The sequence below is a fragment of the uncultured Blautia sp. genome (assembly GCF_902497045.1).
In the GTDB taxonomy this organism is placed as follows: domain Bacteria; phylum Bacillota; class Clostridia; order Lachnospirales; family Lachnospiraceae; genus Blautia_A.
In genome coordinates, this window is sequence record NZ_CABVDF010000031.1 from 1 (window position 1) to 19,481 (window position 19,481).

General features: G+C 43.2%; 15 protein-coding genes. 13 read left to right on the forward strand and 2 right to left on the reverse strand.

The annotated features are described in order from the left end of the window. The first annotated feature begins 35 nt into the window (after window positions 1-35). Entirely contained in the window at window positions 36-374 is a 339-nt protein-coding gene (locus RDS42_RS04180; protein ID WP_308782524.1) for a PadR family transcriptional regulator, read from the forward strand. Continuing rightward, complete coding sequence (locus RDS42_RS04185) at window positions 371-940, forward strand: DUF1700 domain-containing protein (protein ID WP_308782525.1); 570 nt, start codon at window positions 371-373, stop codon at window positions 938-940. The genes RDS42_RS04180 and RDS42_RS04185 overlap by 4 nt, the downstream gene beginning before the upstream one ends. A gap of 284 nt (window positions 941-1,224) precedes the next feature. On the opposite strand, the gene RDS42_RS04195 is transcribed toward RDS42_RS04185, so the two are convergent. Next, window positions 1,225-2,361 carry a sodium ion-translocating decarboxylase subunit beta gene (locus RDS42_RS04195; protein WP_308782526.1) on the reverse strand — a complete coding sequence of 379 codons (1,137 nt, stop codon included), beginning with the start codon at window positions 2,359-2,361 and terminating at the stop codon, window positions 1,225-1,227. Between the two features lie 273 nt (window positions 2,362-2,634). Beyond that, complete coding sequence (locus RDS42_RS04200; protein ID WP_308782527.1) at window positions 2,635-3,870, reverse strand: D-alanyl-D-alanine carboxypeptidase family protein; 1,236 nt, start codon at window positions 3,868-3,870, stop codon at window positions 2,635-2,637. 202 nt (window positions 3,871-4,072) lie between these two features. Between RDS42_RS04200 and RDS42_RS04205 the strand changes: the two genes are divergently transcribed. The 11 genes from RDS42_RS04205 to RDS42_RS04255 all read left to right on the forward strand — a co-directional run bounded on the left by RDS42_RS04205 (window position 4,073) and on the right by RDS42_RS04255 (window position 19,404). Next, window positions 4,073-5,929 (forward strand): glycosyltransferase family 2 protein, encoded by a 1,857-nt coding sequence (locus tag RDS42_RS04205; protein WP_308782528.1) that lies wholly within the window; start codon window positions 4,073-4,075, stop codon window positions 5,927-5,929. Between the two features lie 9 nt (window positions 5,930-5,938). Further along, window positions 5,939-6,892, forward strand: a complete 954-nt coding sequence (locus RDS42_RS04210) for a glycosyltransferase family 2 protein (protein ID WP_308782529.1) — start codon at window positions 5,939-5,941, stop codon at window positions 6,890-6,892. 145 nt (window positions 6,893-7,037) lie between these two features. Continuing rightward, window positions 7,038-8,438: an undecaprenyl-phosphate glucose phosphotransferase gene (locus RDS42_RS04215; RefSeq protein ID WP_308782530.1), complete on the forward strand. Its 1,401-nt coding sequence runs from the start codon at window positions 7,038-7,040 to the stop codon at window positions 8,436-8,438. An 18-nt stretch (window positions 8,439-8,456) separates the two neighbouring features. Further along, window positions 8,457-10,037, forward strand: coding sequence for an LCP family protein (locus tag RDS42_RS04220; protein ID WP_308782531.1), 1,581 nt, complete (start codon window positions 8,457-8,459; stop codon window positions 10,035-10,037). 64 nt (window positions 10,038-10,101) lie between these two features. Beyond that, complete coding sequence (locus RDS42_RS04225) at window positions 10,102-11,022, forward strand: glycosyltransferase (protein WP_308782532.1); 921 nt, start codon at window positions 10,102-10,104, stop codon at window positions 11,020-11,022. 119 nt (window positions 11,023-11,141) lie between these two features. Continuing rightward, window positions 11,142-12,581 (forward strand): trypsin-like peptidase domain-containing protein, encoded by a 1,440-nt coding sequence (locus tag RDS42_RS04230; RefSeq protein ID WP_308782533.1) that lies wholly within the window; start codon window positions 11,142-11,144, stop codon window positions 12,579-12,581. Between the two features lie 217 nt (window positions 12,582-12,798). Continuing rightward, window positions 12,799-14,220 (forward strand): ATP-dependent Clp protease ATP-binding subunit ClpX, encoded by a 1,422-nt coding sequence (gene clpX / locus RDS42_RS04235; RefSeq protein ID WP_308782534.1) that lies wholly within the window; start codon window positions 12,799-12,801, stop codon window positions 14,218-14,220. Between the two features lie 27 nt (window positions 14,221-14,247). Further along, window positions 14,248-14,874, forward strand: coding sequence for a zinc-ribbon domain-containing protein (locus RDS42_RS04240; protein WP_308782535.1), 627 nt, complete (start codon window positions 14,248-14,250; stop codon window positions 14,872-14,874). A gap of 18 nt (window positions 14,875-14,892) precedes the next feature. After that, on the forward strand, window positions 14,893-16,224 hold the full coding sequence (locus tag RDS42_RS04245; RefSeq protein WP_308782536.1) for a serine hydrolase: 1,332 nt from the start codon (window positions 14,893-14,895) through the stop codon (window positions 16,222-16,224). Between the two features lie 17 nt (window positions 16,225-16,241). Continuing rightward, window positions 16,242-17,921, forward strand: a complete 1,680-nt coding sequence (locus tag RDS42_RS04250; RefSeq protein WP_308782537.1) for a hypothetical protein — start codon at window positions 16,242-16,244, stop codon at window positions 17,919-17,921. A 127-nt stretch (window positions 17,922-18,048) separates the two neighbouring features. Further along, entirely contained in the window at window positions 18,049-19,404 is a 1,356-nt protein-coding gene (locus RDS42_RS04255; protein ID WP_308782538.1) for a sodium-dependent transporter, read from the forward strand. Window positions 19,405-19,481 lie beyond the last annotated feature (77 nt).

Here is a 19,481-nt window from a genome sequence, read left to right on the forward strand (position 1 = left end):
TGTGTAGTACACTGTATATAAAGGAGGAATAGTAGATGAATATTGACGATTGGAAATCACAGGTAAAAAGAGGAACACTTGAATTTTGTATTTTGCTTTTGATAAAAAAACAACCGTCTTATGGTTATGAGATTATCAGCACATTGGATCGATATCCGATTATTGCTGCGAAAGAAAATACAATTTATCCGCTGCTGCGCCGATTGCTGAAAGAGGAATATATTTCTTCCTCCTGGCAGGAAGGAACAGAGGGGCTGCCGCCGAGAAAATATTATTCACTTACAGACAAAGGCGAAGAATACATTGCTGCAATGTCTGTCGAGTGGGACAATTTACTGAATGCGATCAACGAAATAAAAGGAGAAGAGGCATGAAAAAAATATTAGATAATTATCTTGAAAAAATGGAAAAATATCTGAGACCTGTTCCTGTTTCAGAACGGATTGATATTATCAATGAGATAAAAAGTGAAATGCAGGAATTGCAGAACAATGGAGTTTCTGATGAAATGATCATGGAAAGACTGGGAAATCCCAAAGACCTGGCAAAAGCGTATCTTGGAGATCTCATAACCAAAGAAAAAGGATTCAGCTGGAACAGAGTCCTGATCATTTGCGCTTTTTTCAGTCTGGTAGGATTTTCAGGAATGGTTGTGATTCCCTGTCTGGGGGTGATTGCACCTACATTTATAGTTTGCGGCGCCATCTGCCCGTGTCTGGGACTGATCAAGCTGATCGATCAGATTTTCCATCTTGGACTGCCCTTCGCAGATAACATTGGTATATTTGTAAGTGAATCCTTTACACTGAATCCCCTGGTGGAATTTATACTTATCCTGCTCACCGGAGTTCTGCTGTTTCTTGCTGGAATTGCTGCGTGGAAGCTTCTTGTTTTCTACTGTAAGAAGGTGAGCGGAACAGCAAAGAGACTTTTCGTATAAAAAACAGCAGGTTTGTGAGGCGGAATATAAATTTGCTGTCTGGAAAATATAATGCAGGAATGGATTCTTCTGGTTCAGAAGAATCCACTCCTGCATGTCATTTACAAACACAAAATCATATTCTGCTTTCTGCCACAAACAGATATTTATTTCAGAAATTTGTTAATCAGGTACACCAGAAGAGTCAGGATAACGATAACAGTAAAGATACTCAGCATCCCTTTCCACATAACTTCAAATGCCTGCATGATAAGCTCTGTATTCATACTGATTTCTCCTTTCCATTAGAGAATGCTTGCAACAACGTTCAGGATAACGCCGCCGGCAACAACAGAAGCAATCTGGCCGGAAACGTTGGTTCCTGTTGCCTGCATGATGAGAACATTGCTTGGATCTTCTTTAAGCGCCATTTTCTGTACGACACGGGCAGCCATAGGGAATGCGGAGATTCCGGCAGCGCCGATCATAGGATTGATCTTTTCTTTGGAGAAAAGATTCATAAGCTTTGCAAAAAGCACACCTGCAGCCGTATCGAAGATAAATGCGCAGAGACCGATGAGCATGATCAGAAGAGTTTCCTTATTTACAAAGGTATCGGCTTTCATGCTGAATGCAATGGTGATTCCCAGAAGAAGGGAAACCAGGTTAGACAGAACATTCTGTGCGGTATCAGACAGATTATTCAGAACACCGCATTCACGAAGCAGGTTACCGAACATCAGGAAGCCTACCAGAGATACAGACATTGGTGCAACCAGTCCGGCGATGAAAGTAACCACGATCGGGAAGATGATCTTTGCTTTTTTGGAAACAGTTGCCGGTTTATATTCCATATGGATGCAGCGCTCTTTTTTTGTTGTGAGCAGCTTGATGACCATAGGCTGGATGATTGGCACCAGAGCCATGTACGAATAGGCGACTACCGCGATAGGTCCGATATAATTGGAGCCAAGGACCTGAGATACCAGAATGGAAGTCGGGCCGTCGGCAGCTCCGATGATACCGATAGAAGCAGCATCCTTTAAGTCGAAACCAAGGCAGCATGCAACAACGATAGCTGCGAAGATACCAAACTGAGCGGCAGCTCCGAACAGGAACAGCTTCGGATTGGAAAGCAGAGGACCAAAGTCGATCATTGCGCCGATTCCGATGAACAGAAGAAGTGGCATTGCCTCAGAAGCTTCGATTCCTACATTGAAGAGCCATTCGATGATACCGTTTGTTTCTCCGATTCCTTCAAGTGTCTGATTCAGTACACCGGAAGCAGGAAGGTTTACAAGGATCGCTCCGAATCCCAGCGGCAGGAGCAGTACCGGTTCCAGATCTTTATTGATAGCAAGCCAGATAAGAATGGCTCCGATCACATACATGACGATCTGCTGGGGGGTGATAGATGTGATGCCGGAAATTAAAAAGTCCATACAGATTCCTCCTAATTATTTTCACGGGACTGTCTGTCTGACTGTCAACAGATTTCCAGTAAAAAAGACCTGTGTCCCGGAAAAAAAGGAACACAGGTCTTGTCGTATACCAGAATTAAAAAGGTATAGATTAAGCCAGAGCCAGAGGCTCATGCTGTTGACTTAATCGCACCGGACAGTGCTGACTACTCCCCTATATCAAGTGTATTGTACAGTATGAGCAGTTTGTTTTCAAGATTTATTTTTAAAAGTTTTACAGAAAATTTATGATTTTTATGACTTTGCAATTTTTACGATCATAAAGACCAGGAATAAAATCACCAGGAGTCCGCCGCCGGCAATAAGATAATAAGGGATTTCTGTATGCTTCTGGGAGAAATCCTGTGCAGCCTTCAGGTTCTTCTGGCTTTCATCGATCAGTGTAGTATCCTGTTCCTGGACTGCTGCCATAACAGCAGTTCCAACCGGAGCCTCTCCAAAGAAATACTGGCGTGTATACTGACCGTTTTCTACAGCGCCGTCTTTGGTGACCAGACTGTCTGTGGCTGCCCCGACGGGAACATATACATTTCCACCGGAGATCATGTTAAAATCAGCATCCCCCAGAGAAATCATCTGAAAGTTATCAAATCCATAATTGAGAAGCGCCCCTGCTTCAGAAGCTGTGGTGCCCGAAGCGCCCTGCAGAACAACTGCAATCAATGTCACTCCGTTTTTTTCTGCACCGCAGACCAGTGTACTTCCGGATGCTTCGGTATATCCTTCACGTCCTCCTATACAAAACTGATAATAGGCAGGGTCAGCGGCATTGATCATAGCAAATTTGTTGGTCAGTACACGGTCGCCGCCGGAAACATTGGTGGCAGTGATGGTATAGGAAAGTGTACCTGCAATGGTGCGGAAGGTTTCATTTTCCATGGCTGCCTGCATGATCAGCGCCATATCGTGGGCAGTAGTATGCTGGTTTTCGTCAGGAAGTCCTGTAGGATTGGTAAAGATTGTATTGGTACAGCCAAGCTCTGCCGCTTTTGTGTTCATCATCTGGACAAATCCTTCAACAGAGCCTCCAAGATGTTCAGCAACCTGAAGCGCAATGTCATTGGCAGAGGCCAGCATAATAGCATGCAGGCACTGTTCCATGGTGAATACCTCATCCAGCTGTGCAGAAATATTGGCGCCGCCGTCTGTAACACCGGAAACTCCGGTGGCTGTCATGGTCACCTGGTCAGTGAGCTGACTGTTTTCCAGGGCAAGAAGGGTGGTCATTACTTTTACCGTACTTCCGGGAAAAAGCTGCTGATCCATGTTTTTGGCATAGATAACAGTATCTGTGGATTCTTCCATTACCACAGCGGCAGCAGAGGTGATGTCATTTCCTTGAGGCCAGCCGGAGATAGAATTGGTAGTGATCCCGGAGGCTGCTTCTGCTGCCCGGACAGGTGTCTGGAGGATCAGAGAAAAAACTGTGCCAAGGGCCAGAAGACCAATGAATAAGTTCTTTATTTTCATAAATTTTACTCCTGTAAAGAATCTGGATTTAAAGTTTTACAAAACTTATCATATCCCATTTTACACGGTAATTCAATACTTTTGTAAGGGGTGGTTTACTGATACACACGTTCAGCCTTGCAAAACTCGGGACAGAATGATAAAATAAACCCGGATTCTATGGAAAAACACGCAAAAACAGGCGATAAACCGAGGTTTGACAATGAATAAAAAAGAAAAAGCAGGACGGATCCAATGGAACCGTATGCTGAAAAAATTAAACCCATATACAATAAAGAAAGGATTTCGTTATCTCAGGCATTATGGACCGAAAGAATTCTGGATCCGTCTTCATGAAAGATTTGAACCGGAAGAGGTTCCCTACGGGCCATGGTATGAAGCCTATGTTCCGGATGAATCGGAACTGGAAAAACAGAGAAAACATCGTTTTACTTATGAACCTCTGATCAGTGTGGCAGTTCCGGCTTTTCGTACTCCGGAGACATTTCTGATACAGATGATGAAATCTCTTCTGGCACAGACTTATTCCAACTGGGAGCTTTGTATTGCAAACGGCAGTCCGGAGGATACGGTTATGAAAGGTATCCTGGAAGAATACATGAAAAAGGATTCCCGTATCCGTGTCAGTGAACTGACTGAAAATAAAGGAATTGCCGGAAATACAAATGCGGCTCTTGAAATGGCGGAAGGGGAATTTGTGGGTCTGCTGGATCATGATGACCTTCTTGCTCCGAACGCTCTTTATGAGGTGGTAAAGGCGCTTGAGGCTGACAGAGAGTTAGATGCTGTATATACAGATGAAGACAAAGTCACAACAGAGCTGGATGAGCATTTTCAGCCTCATCTGAAACCGGACTTTAATCTGGATCTTTTGAGATCGAATAATTATATCTGTCATTTTTTTGTAGTAAGGCGTTCGGTTGTGAAAAAAGCAGGCGGGTTCCGTCAGGAATTTGACGGAGCGCAGGATCATGATTTTATTTTCCGGTGTGTTGAAACGGCACGAAGAGTAGGACATATTCCGGAAATCCTTTATCACTGGCGCACCCATAAGGCATCTACAGCAGATAATCCTGCCAGCAAGATGTATGCCTTTGATGCCGGAAAAAGAGCGATAGAAGCCCATCTGGAACGGACTGATACAGAAGGCGTGGTCACTCATACGCCGGATCTGGGATTTTTCCGGGTAAAATATCCGGTTCAGGGAAATCCTCTTGTTTCGATCATTATCCCAAACAAGGATGAAAAAGAAACATTAAAGGACTGTATTGAATCCATCCGAAAAAAAACAGAATATGAAAATTATGAGATCATCATAGTAGAAAACAACAGTACCACAGAAGAAATCTTTCAATATTATAAGGAACTGTCCCAGGATCCCAGGATCCGTCTGTTACGCTGGAAAAAGGAATTTAACTATTCGGCTATCAACAATTATGGAGTCAGTCATGCCAGGGGAGAATATCTTATTTTCCTGAATAATGATGTAAAGATCATTACACCTGGATGGATCAAGGAAATGCTTGGTGTCTGTCAGCGTCCGGAAGTTGGTGCGGTAGGCGTGAAACTGATCTACCCGGACAATACTATCCAGCATGCAGGCTGTGTTATTGGTATTGGAGGGATTGCCGGACATATGTTTGTGGATATGCCGGCCAATAGAACAGGATATCTTCACAAAGCATCTATTCTTCAGGATATGAGCGCTGTAACAGCAGCATGCATGATGATGAAAAGAACAGCTTTTGAGGAAGCAGGAGGCTTTACGGAAAAACTGGCAGTAGCATTTAATGATGTTGATCTCTGTCTGAAAGTAAGAAAAAATGAAAAGCTGATTGTTTATGATCCTTATGTGCAGCTGTATCATATGGAATCAAAAACAAGAGGGGCGGAGGACAGTACAGAAAAGGTAAGACGGTTTCAGGAAGAAATTGAGTATATGCGATGCCAGTGGATCGACATCCTGAAAAAAGGAGATCCTTATTATAATAAGAATCTGTCTTTGACAAAATGGAATTATTCGCTTCGGCCTCTTCCGGGAATGGGCAGGAAGCAATAAGGAGGATATATGGAAGTATCGGTGGTAATACCGAATTTTAATGGGATTGCTTTTCTGGACAGTGTTCTGGGAAGTCTGGAAGGGCAGACTGCAAGAAATTTTGAAGTTATTTTTGTGGACAATGGATCTACAGACGGAAGCTGCTCTTTTGTGGCGGGAAACTATCCATGGGTTCACATTATAGAGCTTACAGAAAATTTTGGCTTCTGCAGAGCAGTCAATGAGGGAATCCGTGCGGCAAAGGCACCATATGTTCTGCTTCTGAACAACGATACAGAGGTGGAAGCGGATTTTGTGGAGCAGATGCTTGCAGCCATCCGGCGGCATAAAAATGCTTTTTCCTGTGCGGCTCGAATGGTACAGTATCACGACAGAGATAAGATCGATGATGCCGGAAATTACTATTGTGCCCTCGGATGGTCTTTTGCAAGAGGTAAAGGCAAAGATATCCATGCCTATGAAAAAGAAGAACAGATATTTGCTGCCTGCGGCGGAGCTGCCATTTACAGAAAAAAGATTTTTGAAAAGATCGGGTATTTTGATGAAGAACATTTTGCATATCTGGAGGATACAGATATTGGATATCGGGCGCGGATATGCGGATATGAAAACTGGTATGCTCCGGAAGCAGTTGTTTATCATGTAGGAAGCGGCACAAGCGGGTCACGCTATAATCAGTTCAAGACCAGATATTCTTCCAGAAACAATGTTTATCTGATCTACAAGAACATGCCGCTGCTTCAGATCATACTGAATCTTCCTTTTTTAATTATCGGATTCGGGATCAAATTTCTTTTTTTCACGGTTAAGGGAATGGGAAAAGAATATCTTGCAGGAATCAAAAACGGATTTTCTATAAGCTTCAAAGGCAAAAAAGTGCCGTTTTCTTTTAAAAACATGCCGAATTACTGTAAGATCCAGTGGGAATTATGGATAAATATGTTTCGCAGACTGGCGGCGTAAAGTCGTTTTTACAGGGATTCCGGCGGTTGTTATAAAATAATCTGTAAGAAATGATTGATTTTAAAAACCAAGTATTATAATATAGACGTAGCTATTCAGCAGTTACAGAGAGACACAATGAAACGGATCGAGGTGTCATAGATTCATGCAGGATAATCAGAAGACTTTTAGCCGGCGCATGATGCTGATGGATATATTCATCCTGATAGTTTCCTATATAATCGCATGGTATCTGCGTTTTATGGGACCATTTGCGTATTCCGCAGAAAAAGGACTGAGTTTTTCCCAGTATATGCTTGCGCTGGTATTTATTGTTCCGGGATATATGCTTCTTTATCAGGCATTTACCTTATATGAGCCGCTGCATATGCAGGGGCGCCGGCTTATGCTGGCTAATATCATTAAAGCAAATGTGCTGGGAATGCTTGCTTTTGTATTCCTTTTATATATGATGAAAGAAGGGCATTATTCCCGTCTGACGGTATATATCTTTTGCGGAGTTAATATTGTTCTGGAATGGTGTGCCAGAATGGCAGTGTTCCTTTTTCTCCAGAATATGCGAAAAAGAGGGCTGAACCAGAAACAGATCATACTGGTAGGATACAGCAGGGCGGCAGAAGAATATATAGACAGAATTGAAGCAAATCCACAGTGGGGCTATGTTGTCAGAGGAATTCTTGACGATAATGTTCCGGCAGGAACCTTATATAAAGGTGTTAAAGTTATAGGCAGGATTGCCAATCTGACAGTAATCCTTCCCACGAACAGACTGGATGAGATAGCGATCACTCTGGGATTAAGTGAGTATTACCGCCTGGAAGAAATCGTTTCCATGTGTGAGAAATCAGGAGTGCATACGAAATTTATTCCGGATTATAATAAAATCATTCCTACAAAACCATATACGGAAGACATCCTTGGCCTTCCGGTGATCAATATCCGGTATGTGCCTTTAAGTAATACCTTCAATGCTATGGTGAAGCGTGTAATGGATATTTTTGGCTCCATTGCAGCGATCATTGTATCCTCTCCGGTAATGGCTCTGATGTGTATACTGATAAAAATAACTTCACCGGGACCACTGATCTACAAACAGGAGCGGGTAGGACTCCATAATAAAACCTTCTGGATGTACAAATTCCGTTCCATGGAGATCCAGCCGGAGGCGGAAGAAAAGAAAGCATGGACAGTAAAAAATGATCCACGTGTAACAGGAATCGGAAAGTTTATGCGAAGGACAAGCATTGATGAGCTTCCGCAGCTGTTTAACATACTCAAAGGAGATATGAGCCTGGTAGGTCCCAGACCGGAACGGCCATTCTTTGTAGAAAAATTCCGGGAAGAGATTCCCAGATATATGGTAAAGCACCAGGTACGTCCGGGATTGACCGGATGGGCTCAGGTAAATGGATATCGTGGAGATACTTCCATCAGAAAACGTATTGACTGTGACCTTTATTATATTGAAAACTGGAGTATCGGATTTGATATCAAAATCCTGTTCCTGACGATTTTTAAAGGTTTCATAAATAAAAATGCATATTAAAGAATAAGGGGAAAGAAGATGGCAAAACCAAGATCAAAAACAAAGAAGATACTGTTTGCAGTAGAGATTATCGTACTCCTTCTGTTTATTGGCGGTCTTTATGTTTACGGACAGCTGAATTCCAAAATGGACAAGATACAGCAGCCGGCGGCAGACACCAGCCAGATTCAGGTGAATCAGGAAGTACAGGAATCTATTGAGGCGGAAACATCCAAGCTGACAGGTTTTACTACTTACGCTCTGTTTGGTATTGACCACAGAGATAAAAGTGCAGCGGGCGGTATGAACAGTGATACGATGATCATTGCAAGTGTGAATAATGATACCAAGGATGTAAAGCTTGCTTCTGTATACAGAGATACCCTTTTGAATGTTTATGGTGAAACCTATTCGAAAGCCAATGCAGCTTATGCCAAAAGTCCGGCAGAAGCAGTGAGCATGCTGAACAGGAATATGGACCTGAACATTACAGATTATGCAACTGTAAACTTTAATGCTCTGGCTTCTATTGTTGATGCTCTTGGCGGTCTGGATATTGACATGTCCTATGCAGAGATCGAGCATATGAACAATTACTGTGTAGAAACCTCAGCAGATATTGGCAAAGATTATACCCCTATTGAACTGCCGGAGAGACCGGAGGATATCGAAAAGATTGACTACCGTTATCATCTGAATGGCGTACAGGTAACTGCTTACTGCCGTATCCGTTATACAGCAAGTCTGGATATGGGACGTACAGAGAGACAGCGTAAGGTGATCCAGCTGATCGTCCAGAAGGCGAAGAAAGCAGGACTTCCTACAATCTTTAAGATCATGGATGAAGTATTCCCTATGGTAGAGACTTCTGTAGATAAAACAGAAATCCTTCAGCTTCTTCCGATTATGATCGGCTACAGCATGAATGAAACAGTAGGTTTCCCGACAGCATTTAAGTTTTCTAATGTGAAAGGAAGCGTAATCGTTCCCACAGCAGAGGGAACCTCTGATGTAGATCTGGTGTCTAATGTTGTGGCACTTCACAAATTCCTTTATGGTGATGAGGCATATGTGCCTTCCAGTACAGTCCAGGATATCAGCGCCAAGATTGCGGAGATTGTCAGCGGACTGGGTGCCCTGGAGGATACACAGGTTATTACTCCGGAAACAGAAAATACCACAAATGATACTGTTATCTTCGAAAACAATGGTAATGGATGGTCAGACAACAGCGGAGATTATGTAGATCCGGGAACAGGTGGAGAAAGCGGAGACAGTTCCGGTGGTGGAAACTGGGAAGATCCGGGAACTGGTGACGGAAGCGGAAACTGGGAAGATCCGGGAACTGGTGACGGAAGCGGAGACTGGGAAGATCCGGGAACCGGTGACGGAAGCGGAGACGGATCAGGCGGCGGAGACTGGACGGATCCGGGAACAGGCGATGGAAGTGGAGACGGATCAGGCGGCGGAGACTGGACAGATCCGGGAACAGGCGATAGCGGCGGATCTGTAGAAGGCGGCGATGGCAGCACAGACGCAGGCGGATCTGTAGAAGGCGGCGACGGCAGTGCAGAAAGTGTCGGCGGCGGCGACGTAGTTGTACCAGAGGAAGCGGCATAATAAAGAATTATTTTAAGGGAATTTCTTCAAAAAAGAAATTCCCTTTTTAAAAGAAAGGGATAAAATGGATATTAAAAAAATTGATGTGATCATTCCTGTATATCGTCCCGGAAAAGAGTTTACAAAACTTCTGGAACAACTGGAGCTCCAGGATTATCCGATCAGCAGAATTATTATCATGCATACGGAGGATGGATTGTGGAAGGAAAAATGGGAAAAAGAGCATCCGATACTGGAAGTTTATCATTTAAAAAAAACAGAGTTTGATCACGGCGGTACCAGAAAAAAAGCTTCTGAATTATCAGACGGAGAAATCATGATTTTTATGACTCAGGATGCATCCCCGGCAGATACTCATCTGATCACTCATCTGGTAAAGGCTCTGACTGCGCAGGATGATATTGCAGCTGCATATGCCCGTCAGCTTCCTGCGCCATCCTGCAGTTTTGTTGAGTCTTATACAAGAACATTTAATTATCCGGAAAAATCCTCTGTAAAAACAAAGAAGGATCTGTCTGTATATGGGATCAAAACATTTTTCTGCTCAAATGTGTGTGCGGCATATAAAAAAGACATCTATGAAAAACTGGGAGGATTTGTGGAAAAAACCATTTTTAATGAAGACATGATTTATGCAGCCAGACTGATACAAAATGGGTTTGGGATTGCTTATGCAGCTGATGCACAGGTGGTTCATTCCCATAATTATACCTGCAGTCAGCAGTTTCACAGAAATTTTGACCTGGGCGTATCTCAGGCGGAGTATCATGAAATCTTTGATTCTGTACCTTCGGAAGGAGAAGGAATCCGTCTGGTGAAAAAAACAGCTGTACATCTTTTAAAATCCGGGAAATGGTATCTGATACCAGGTTTTATTTTACAAAGCGGATGTAAATATGCTGGATATCTGACAGGAAAACGATATAGAAAACTGCCTCGAAAACTGCTTCTCTGGTGTACCATGAACAAGTCTTACTGGAAGTGACAATGCTTCAATGGGTCCGCCCTGTGAACACGTTTTTTTAAAGGAGTTGTCACATTTTGAACACAATTCCCTGTTACACTTGAGTCATAAATAAAATGACAACGGAGAGGAGCAAAACCATGGATAATGATAACAATTGGGGACAGGATGCTCCGCAGAATCAGAATAGATGGAACGAAAGAGAAAGTCATCCAGAACCGATTCCGCATTATGATCATTATCAGATGCATCGAAACAGTGCGGAACCGGAGCATACACCCCCGAAAAAAAATAAAACAAGAAAACATACTGCTGGTAAAAAGCTTGCGGGAACTGTTGCACTGGCAGTTGTTTTTGGAGTAACAGCCAGTGCCGTGTTCCAGGCTTCTAATTTTGCAGCTGAAAGATACCTGGGAACAGGAACGCGTACAGAAACTGTTCAGCCTATATCCAAAACAGACGTGTCAGCTTCAGAAGAAACGACTTTGTCAGCTGAGGGCGGCTCCGGAAATGCCGGCTCAGTGGCAGAGGTTGCTGCGGCAGCCATGCCGTCAGTTGTTGCGATCACTTCTGTAAGTGTTCAGGAGATTCCAAGCTTTTTTGGTATGTATACCTTTGGTTCCTATGGAACTCAGCAGTTTTCCAGTGAAAGCAGCGGATCTGGCATTATTGTGGGAGAAAATGACGATGAGCTTCTGATCGCTACCAATAATCATGTTGTAGAAAACGCGACTACTTTAAGTGTATGCTTTATTGGTGATGATACTGCTGAAGCAGAAAAAGAACTTCAAAATATAATTCACGATGATATCAATGTAGAGGATGCGGTAAGCGCCAAGATCAAAGGAACAGATGCACCAAATGATCTGGCAGTAGTAGCTGTACAAAAATCTGATATCCCGAAGGATACGCTTTCTGAGATTAAGATTGCACAGATCGGGGATTCAGACGGACTGCAGGTAGGAGAGCAGGTGGTTGCCATTGGTAATGCATTGGGCTATGGACAGTCTGTTACTTCCGGATGGGTAAGTGCTCTTGACAGAAGCATTGCAACGGAGGATGTGACAACTTCAGGTCTGATACAGACGGATGCAGCGATTAATCCGGGAAACAGCGGCGGTGCGCTTTTGAATATGAATGGAGAGCTGATCGGCATCAACTCTGCAAAATATGCAGATAATGCAGTAGAAGGAATGGGATATGCCATTCCGGTGGCTACCGCCCAGCCTATTCTGGAAAAACTTATGAACCGTCAGACCAGAGATAAGGTACAGGAGTCAGAAGCCGGATATCTGGGGCTTGAGGCCGGAGATATGACAGCTGAGGCACTGGAAATGTATGATATGCCGGCAGGTGCCTTTGTGATTGAGGCAGTAGAAGGAGATCCTGCTGCTAATGCAGGAATCCGCAGAGGTGATGTCATTGTGGAAATGGACGGACAGACAGTAACAGGAGGATCAGATCTGATCGAAAAGCTTTCTTATTATGCTGCAGGAGAGACTGTAGAGATGATTATTTCACGCCCGGTCAACGGAGAATACACGGAGCAGAGTGTAGAAGTGACACTGGGATCCCGGTAGGATGAAAGGATTTCTGAAATCCGTATTTAAGTGTTTTGCCGCCTGGCGCAATTTATAAAAACTTTAGTTTACAGGTGCATAGGTTATGATATAATAGACGCATAGGCTGAGGGATTCTGAGAAAAGAACATCAGCCTGTGCGTTTTATATTGTCATGAAATCACAGAAATGTGACAGATATAGAATATATGACATGACAGAACGGAAAGGAGTTTATATGAGTGATAAATACGAAGATGAAGTGACTTTAGAGGAAGATCGTGAGGAGCAGGAAGATCATAAACATGAGCCTGAGAAATTCTGCACTCTTTGCCGGAGATCCGAACGGCAGGCAGGAAGAATGATCGATCTTCCCAATAATATACATATCTGCTCTGACTGTATGCAGAAGAGCTTTGATACGATGAATACTCAGATGAGCAATGGAAACTTTAATTACAGTGATCTTTTTAATATGCCGGGAGTAAGCATGATCGATCTGGGAAGCTTCCAAAATCAGATGAACCAGCCGAAAAAAGCGCCCAAAAAGAAAAAAGAAGCGAAACCTGTTCTGGATCTGAAAAAGATTCCGGCTCCCCATAAGATCAAGGCGACTCTTGACGAGTATGTGATTGGTCAGGAACATGCCAAAAAAGTAATGTCTGTTGCGGTTTATAACCATTATAAAAGAGTTGCTACAGACACTATGGATGAAATTGATATTGAAAAGTCAAACATGCTGATGATCGGACCTACTGGTAGCGGAAAGACGTATCTGGTAAAGACCCTTGCCAAGCTTCTGGACGTGCCTCTTGCGATTGCAGATGCAACTTCACTGACGGAGGCAGGCTATATCGGAGATGATATTGAAAGCGTGGTATCCAAGCTTCTTGCTGCTGCGGACAATGATGTGGAAAAGGCAGAACATGGAATCATTTTTATTGACGAGATCGATAAGATTGCAAAGAAGAAAAACACAAACCAGAGAGACGTCAGCGGAGAGGCTGTACAGCAGGGAATGCTGAAACTGCTGGAGGGAAGTGATGTGGAGGTTCCGGTAGGAGCCAACAGTAAAAATGCCATGGTTCCTCTTACAACTGTCAATACGAGGAATATTCTTTTTATCTGCGGAGGAGCGTTCCCGGATCTGGAGAGCATTATAAAAGAACGTCTTAATAAGCAGGCATCTATTGGCTTTTATGCAGATCTGAAAGATAAGTATGATGATGATCCGCATCTTCTTGAGAAGGTAACGGTAGATGATATCCGCAATTTTGGTATGATACCGGAATTTATCGGACGTCTTCCGATTATTTTTACCCTGGAGGGACTTTCCGAGGATATGCTGGTAAAAATCCTCAAAGAGCCGAAGAATGCTATTTTGAAGCAGTATCAGAAGCTTCTGGCGCTGGATGAGGTTAAACTGGAGTTTGATGAAGGCGCTCTTCATGCCATTGCAGCCAAAGCTATGGAGAAAAAGACAGGTGCAAGAGCGCTGAGGGCTATTTTGGAAGAATACATGCTGGATATTATGTATGAAATTCCTAAGGATGACAGCATCGGTCAGGTGGTGATCACAAGAGAATATATTGAGGGAAACGGAGGCCCAAAGATCCTTTTAAGGGGACAGGAGGTTCCGCTTCTGGAAACTGCACAGTAGATCAGGTCAGAAAGAAGGTTATCTGTTATGGCAAAAGAATTTTTTCAGGAATTTGGTGAAGCGTTTACAAAAACAATGCGTGATATTGGGGAACGGGCAGAATCTTTTTACAGTGAACAGAAATTGAGAAACAAGATTTCCGGTGAGGAAAAGCAGATCCGTAAAATAATGGAAGAGCTGGGAAAGATTATTTACAGACGCTATAAGGATGACGTTCCGCTGGAAGACATGCAAAGACGTCTCTGCGAGCAGATTGAACAGCGCATGGACAGGATCAGTCAGTATAAAGAGGCTATTGCCGGAGTAAAAGAAAAGAAGGTGTGCCCTTCCTGCGGCATTACGGTAGAAGCAGAAATGGCTTTTTGTCCTCATTGCGGAGCAGCCTGCACTACGAAAGAACAGGAAGAACAGGCAGGAGCAGTAGTTGCAGAGATGACTGCGGAGCAACTGGAGCCGGAAGCAGCAGAGGAAGTACTGTCAGAAAAAACGGAGCCAGCAGCAGAAGAGACATTGTCAGAAGCGCCGGAGACGGAAGAGGAAGTACCGTCAGAGAAACCGGAGCCAGTGGAAGAAGTATCGTCAGAAGAGTCTGAGCCAGCAAAGGAAGAGACAGAGGAGGATGGATCGGCAGCAGAAGGAAAAGAAACAGAGTAAAACAGGGGGAAGAGGGAAATGAGAGAGAAAAAGCATGACAGAAAAAACAGAAGGGGCAGGCTTATAAGGAGCATGCTCCTTATAGTGCTTGCATTTGTACTGACAGCAGGGACAGCCACAGTTATGCCTTCGGCAATAGAAGTATCTGCAGCGCCAAAAAAGAAGACAAAGATCCGTTTGGAAGGAAGAAGCGGCCGCTATATCATTGATACAGGATATAACTGGTGGCTGAAAGACAAAAACGGAAAAAGAGTCACAGGATTTCAATATATTAAGGTTCCAAAGGGGAAAAGACTGAAATCCGGATACTATATGTTTGACAGCAAAGGCTGTCTGTGCAAAAAAAAACAGTTTCATAAGCTGGATAAAAAGATTGCAGGAAGAACTTTTAAGGGAACATATTATTTTGGAGATACAAATGGACGCCTGTACAGAAAAGCCGGATGGAAAGTAATAAACGGTCAGAAATATCTACTGTCCTCTTATGGAAGACGATATGAAAACTGCTGGAGATCCGGATACTATCTTTTGTCCAATGGAACGATAGCGAGAAGCAGAAAGCTTCCGGACGGAACCTGGGTAGACTGCAACGGGCGGAGATGTACAGAGGCAGACATGACTCTGAACGGGCTGAAAAAGAAGCTTGGCAGTATGGTGAAGGGGTACAGCGGTTCCTGGTCTGTGTATGTGAAGAATCTGGAGAACGGGGCAGTGATCAATATAAACGACACAGCCATGTATCCGGCAAGTACCATAAAAGCCTTTGTTATGGCGTCTACGTTTGATCAGATTAAACGGGGAAAACTCAGATATAATTCCACTATAAAAAGTCTTCTTAACAGTATGATCACGGTAAGTGATAATGAGGCTTATAATCAGCTGGTAAGATATAACAGCAGATCAAGAAGTTTTGTCAGCGGCACAAAGACAGTAAACCAGTATCTTAAGAAAAATGGTTATACAAAGACCGGTTGTCACAGCAGTCTTCATCCATCTGCTTCAGCATTTACAAGTGACGGACAAAGAAATATCGCTTCCGCAAAAGACTGCGGGGTGCTTTTGGAACGTATTTACAAAGGAACCTGTGTTTCATCGAAATATTCCAGAGAAATGAAGAATCTTTTGCTGAGACAGACTCGCAGATGGAAGATACCGGCAGGAGTTCCGGCAGGAGTCCGTGTTGCAAATAAAACAGGAGAGACTTCCAGTGTGCAGCATGATATGGCAATTGTTTACGGCAAAAAGACAGACTACATTATCTGTGTTTTTTCTTCTACTGGAAATGAAGGTTATGCGGTTCCGAGAATACGGAATATTTCCAGGACCGTTTATAATTATCTGAATAAGTAAGAACAGGGGATAAGTCAATGCACTTTTCAGCAGGATTTAAAAACAGAAGAGAGAAAACAGCTGCCGCTATTGGTTTAAATGTACTGGCTATGGCGGTGCTTGTTCTGATTATGCGTCCGTCCTTTGAGACAAATGATGATATTGTCTTTGCAGAATTTGGAAGTGGACTGAGAGGTGTGAAAACTCCTCACCTTATCTTCCAGAATTATTTTCTTGGAATCATCTATCGGATTTTATATGAGATTACAGGAAGACTGCCATGGTATACGATAGTTCAGTATGCTGTATTGCTGGCGGCTTTCAGTGCAGTGACTTATGTGCTTATAAACAGGCTGGAAGGATATTCCGGCCTGTATCTGTCTGTAGTTCTGCTCTGTGTATTTGGATATGAGAGTTATATTCATATCCAGTTTACCAAGACTGCCGGAATTGCAGCAGCGGCAGCGGTCTTTCTTTTATTTCATGTGGTCACTTCTGAGAAATTCTGTATTTGGGAATTTCTTGTGGGGATCCTGCTGGGGATTTTTGGTTTTATGTATCGGGAAGACCAGTTTTTTGCAAGTTCGGCGCTGATGGCAGGAATTGGTGTTTATTTTCTTCTGACATTGAAAGCACACTTTCCTGAAAAATCCGGAAGAAGATTAGGAATATGTGTGGGAGCTTTCGGGTGTCTGCTTCTGGCGGTTTTTGCAGCAGACAGAGCAGATGCCTTTATGTACAGGAGCCCTCAGTGGCAGGAGTATCAGGAGTTTAACCGTATGAGATCCAGGCTTCTGGATTACGGATTTCCGGACTATGATACAAACAGGGCGCTTTATAAAGAACTGGGGATCAGTGAAGAAGCGCTGCAGCTGTATAAAACATGGAACTTTAATGACCCGGAAAAATTTACTGCAGAAGTTATGGAAAAGCTGGTAAAGCAGAAACCGGAAAGAAATGTTTCCGGGTCTCAGATACTTCGTTTTATAAAAAGATTTCCGGGAGATGCAGGAAAGCTGACAGCTGCTTATGTAGCATTGCTGATCTTTGGATTGTGGATGGTCTTAGGGAAAAAGAATGCGGCAGGCATTATTTCATTTCTTATAGAAATGCTGATTTTAAAGGGATTCTATTTTTACTTATATTTTCAGGGCAGATATATGGTGAACAGGGTAGATGTGGGGCTGTGGTTCAGCGTATGCCTAACCATGTTGTGGATCCTGGGGGAATCGCTGAGAGACAGGACCGAAATTTCCAAATATGGGGGGGTGCTTTTGTGTATAATAGGAATCCTCGCCAGCCAGAGTTTCTGGCATAAGGATTACAGGACTGTTACTGCAGAAATCCCTAAAGCCCGGGTAAGTCAGAGAGCGGTCCTGGAAACCATCGGAACAGATAAAGATCATGTATATCTGGCGAAAAGCGGTACAGTGTCAGAAATTGTCTGCTATGGACCTTTTGACCGAATGTCGGAGAATCTCCTGGATAATCTTTACTGGTTCGGAGGATGGGAGTGTCGTACTCCGGGAGTTATAAAAGAAATGAAAGAGCACGGAATCGTAAATCCGTACAAAGATATGATAGGAAATGAAAAGGTTTATCTGATCGATGACAACATAGATCTGACGGTTGAATATATCCGTCAGAATTATGATGAACATGCAGAAGCAGTATTTGTCAGGACTCTGGGAAATGTGGATCTGTATCAGATTAAATAATGTTACTGTTCACAGCAGCGATAGTTCTGTGTGAACAGTAACAAATAAATCTCAATGATTTCATTGCATTTCTCTGTAGGATGCGGTATGCTAGAAAAGCATATATTTTCAGGAGAGAGGAAAGACAATGGAAAAAAAGAGAGGAAGTTTTACTGACAAGCTGGGATTTGTCCTGGCAGCTGCAGGCTCGGCAGTGGGTCTGGGTAACTTATGGAGGTTTCCGTATCTTGCGGCAAAACACGGAGGCGGAATTTTCCTGCTGATCTACTTGATACTTGCGGTTACCTTTGGATTTGCCCTGATGGTCACAGAAATCGCACTTGGACGAAAGACAAGACTAAGCGCAGTAGGCGCATATCCGGCGCTTGATAAAAGATTTAAGTTTTTGGGTTATCTGTCCAGTGTAATCCCGTTTCTGATCACACCTTATTACTGCGTGATCGGCGGATGGGTACTGAAATATCTGGTAGTGTTTCTTACCGGTCAGGTATCCAGTGCAGCTGCAGATGAATTTTTTACAGGCTACATTGCACAGCCGGCAGCTCCGGTTATTTTCTTTGTTATTTATGTAACAGTTGGAATGGTAGCAGTGCTTCTTGGAGTGGAAGGCGGCATTGAGAAGGCAAGTAAGTTCATGATGCCGGTCCTTGTAGTGATGACTGTTTTTATTTCTGTATTCAGCCTGATGCAGCCGGGAGCAATGGAAGGTCTTCGTTATTACCTTCTTCCAGACTTTTCAAGATTCAGTGCAACTACTGTTATGGCAGCTATGGGACAGTTGTTTTATTCTATGTCTCTTGCCATGGGAATTATGATCACCTATGGTTCTTATATGAAAAAAGAGACAAATCTGGAGAAATCTGTCCGTCAGATTGAGATTTTTGATACAGGAATTGCTTTTATGGCTGGTCTTATGATCATTCCGGCTGTATTTGCTTTTTCCGGCGGAAGTGAAGAGGCTCTTGGAAAAGGTCCGAGTCTGATGTTTATTACATTGCCAAAAGTATTTGACAATATGAAATTCGGTACACTGGTAGGGGCAGTTTTCTTCCTGCTGGTATTGTTTGCGGCATTGACTTCTTCTATTTCACTGACAGAGACTCTGGTTTCTATCGTGGTAGATAAGTTTAAATTCAGCAGAAAAAAAGCCTGCGGAGTTGTCTATGCATGGCTTCTTGCACTGGGAATCCCGGTTTCTCTGGGATTTGGAATCTGGAGCTTTATCAAGCCTCTTGGAATGAGCCTTCTGGATTTCTTTGACTTTACCAGCAACAGCGTGCTGATGCCGATCGCTGCTATCGGTACCTGTATCTTTGTAGGATTTGTGATCAAGCCAAAGACGCTTATTGAAGAGGTAGAGGTCAACGGCAGATTTAAGATGAAAAAGTTTTACTCTATTATGATCAAATATATTGCTCCGGTATGTCTGGTGGCAATTCTGATCTTTGCCGTAATGGAGGCCCTGGGAATGATCACCGTATAGGGGATTAAAAGCCAAAAATAACGAAAAATAAAAAAATTGAAATTAGGCATTGACAGAAGCCCTAAAAGAAGATACAA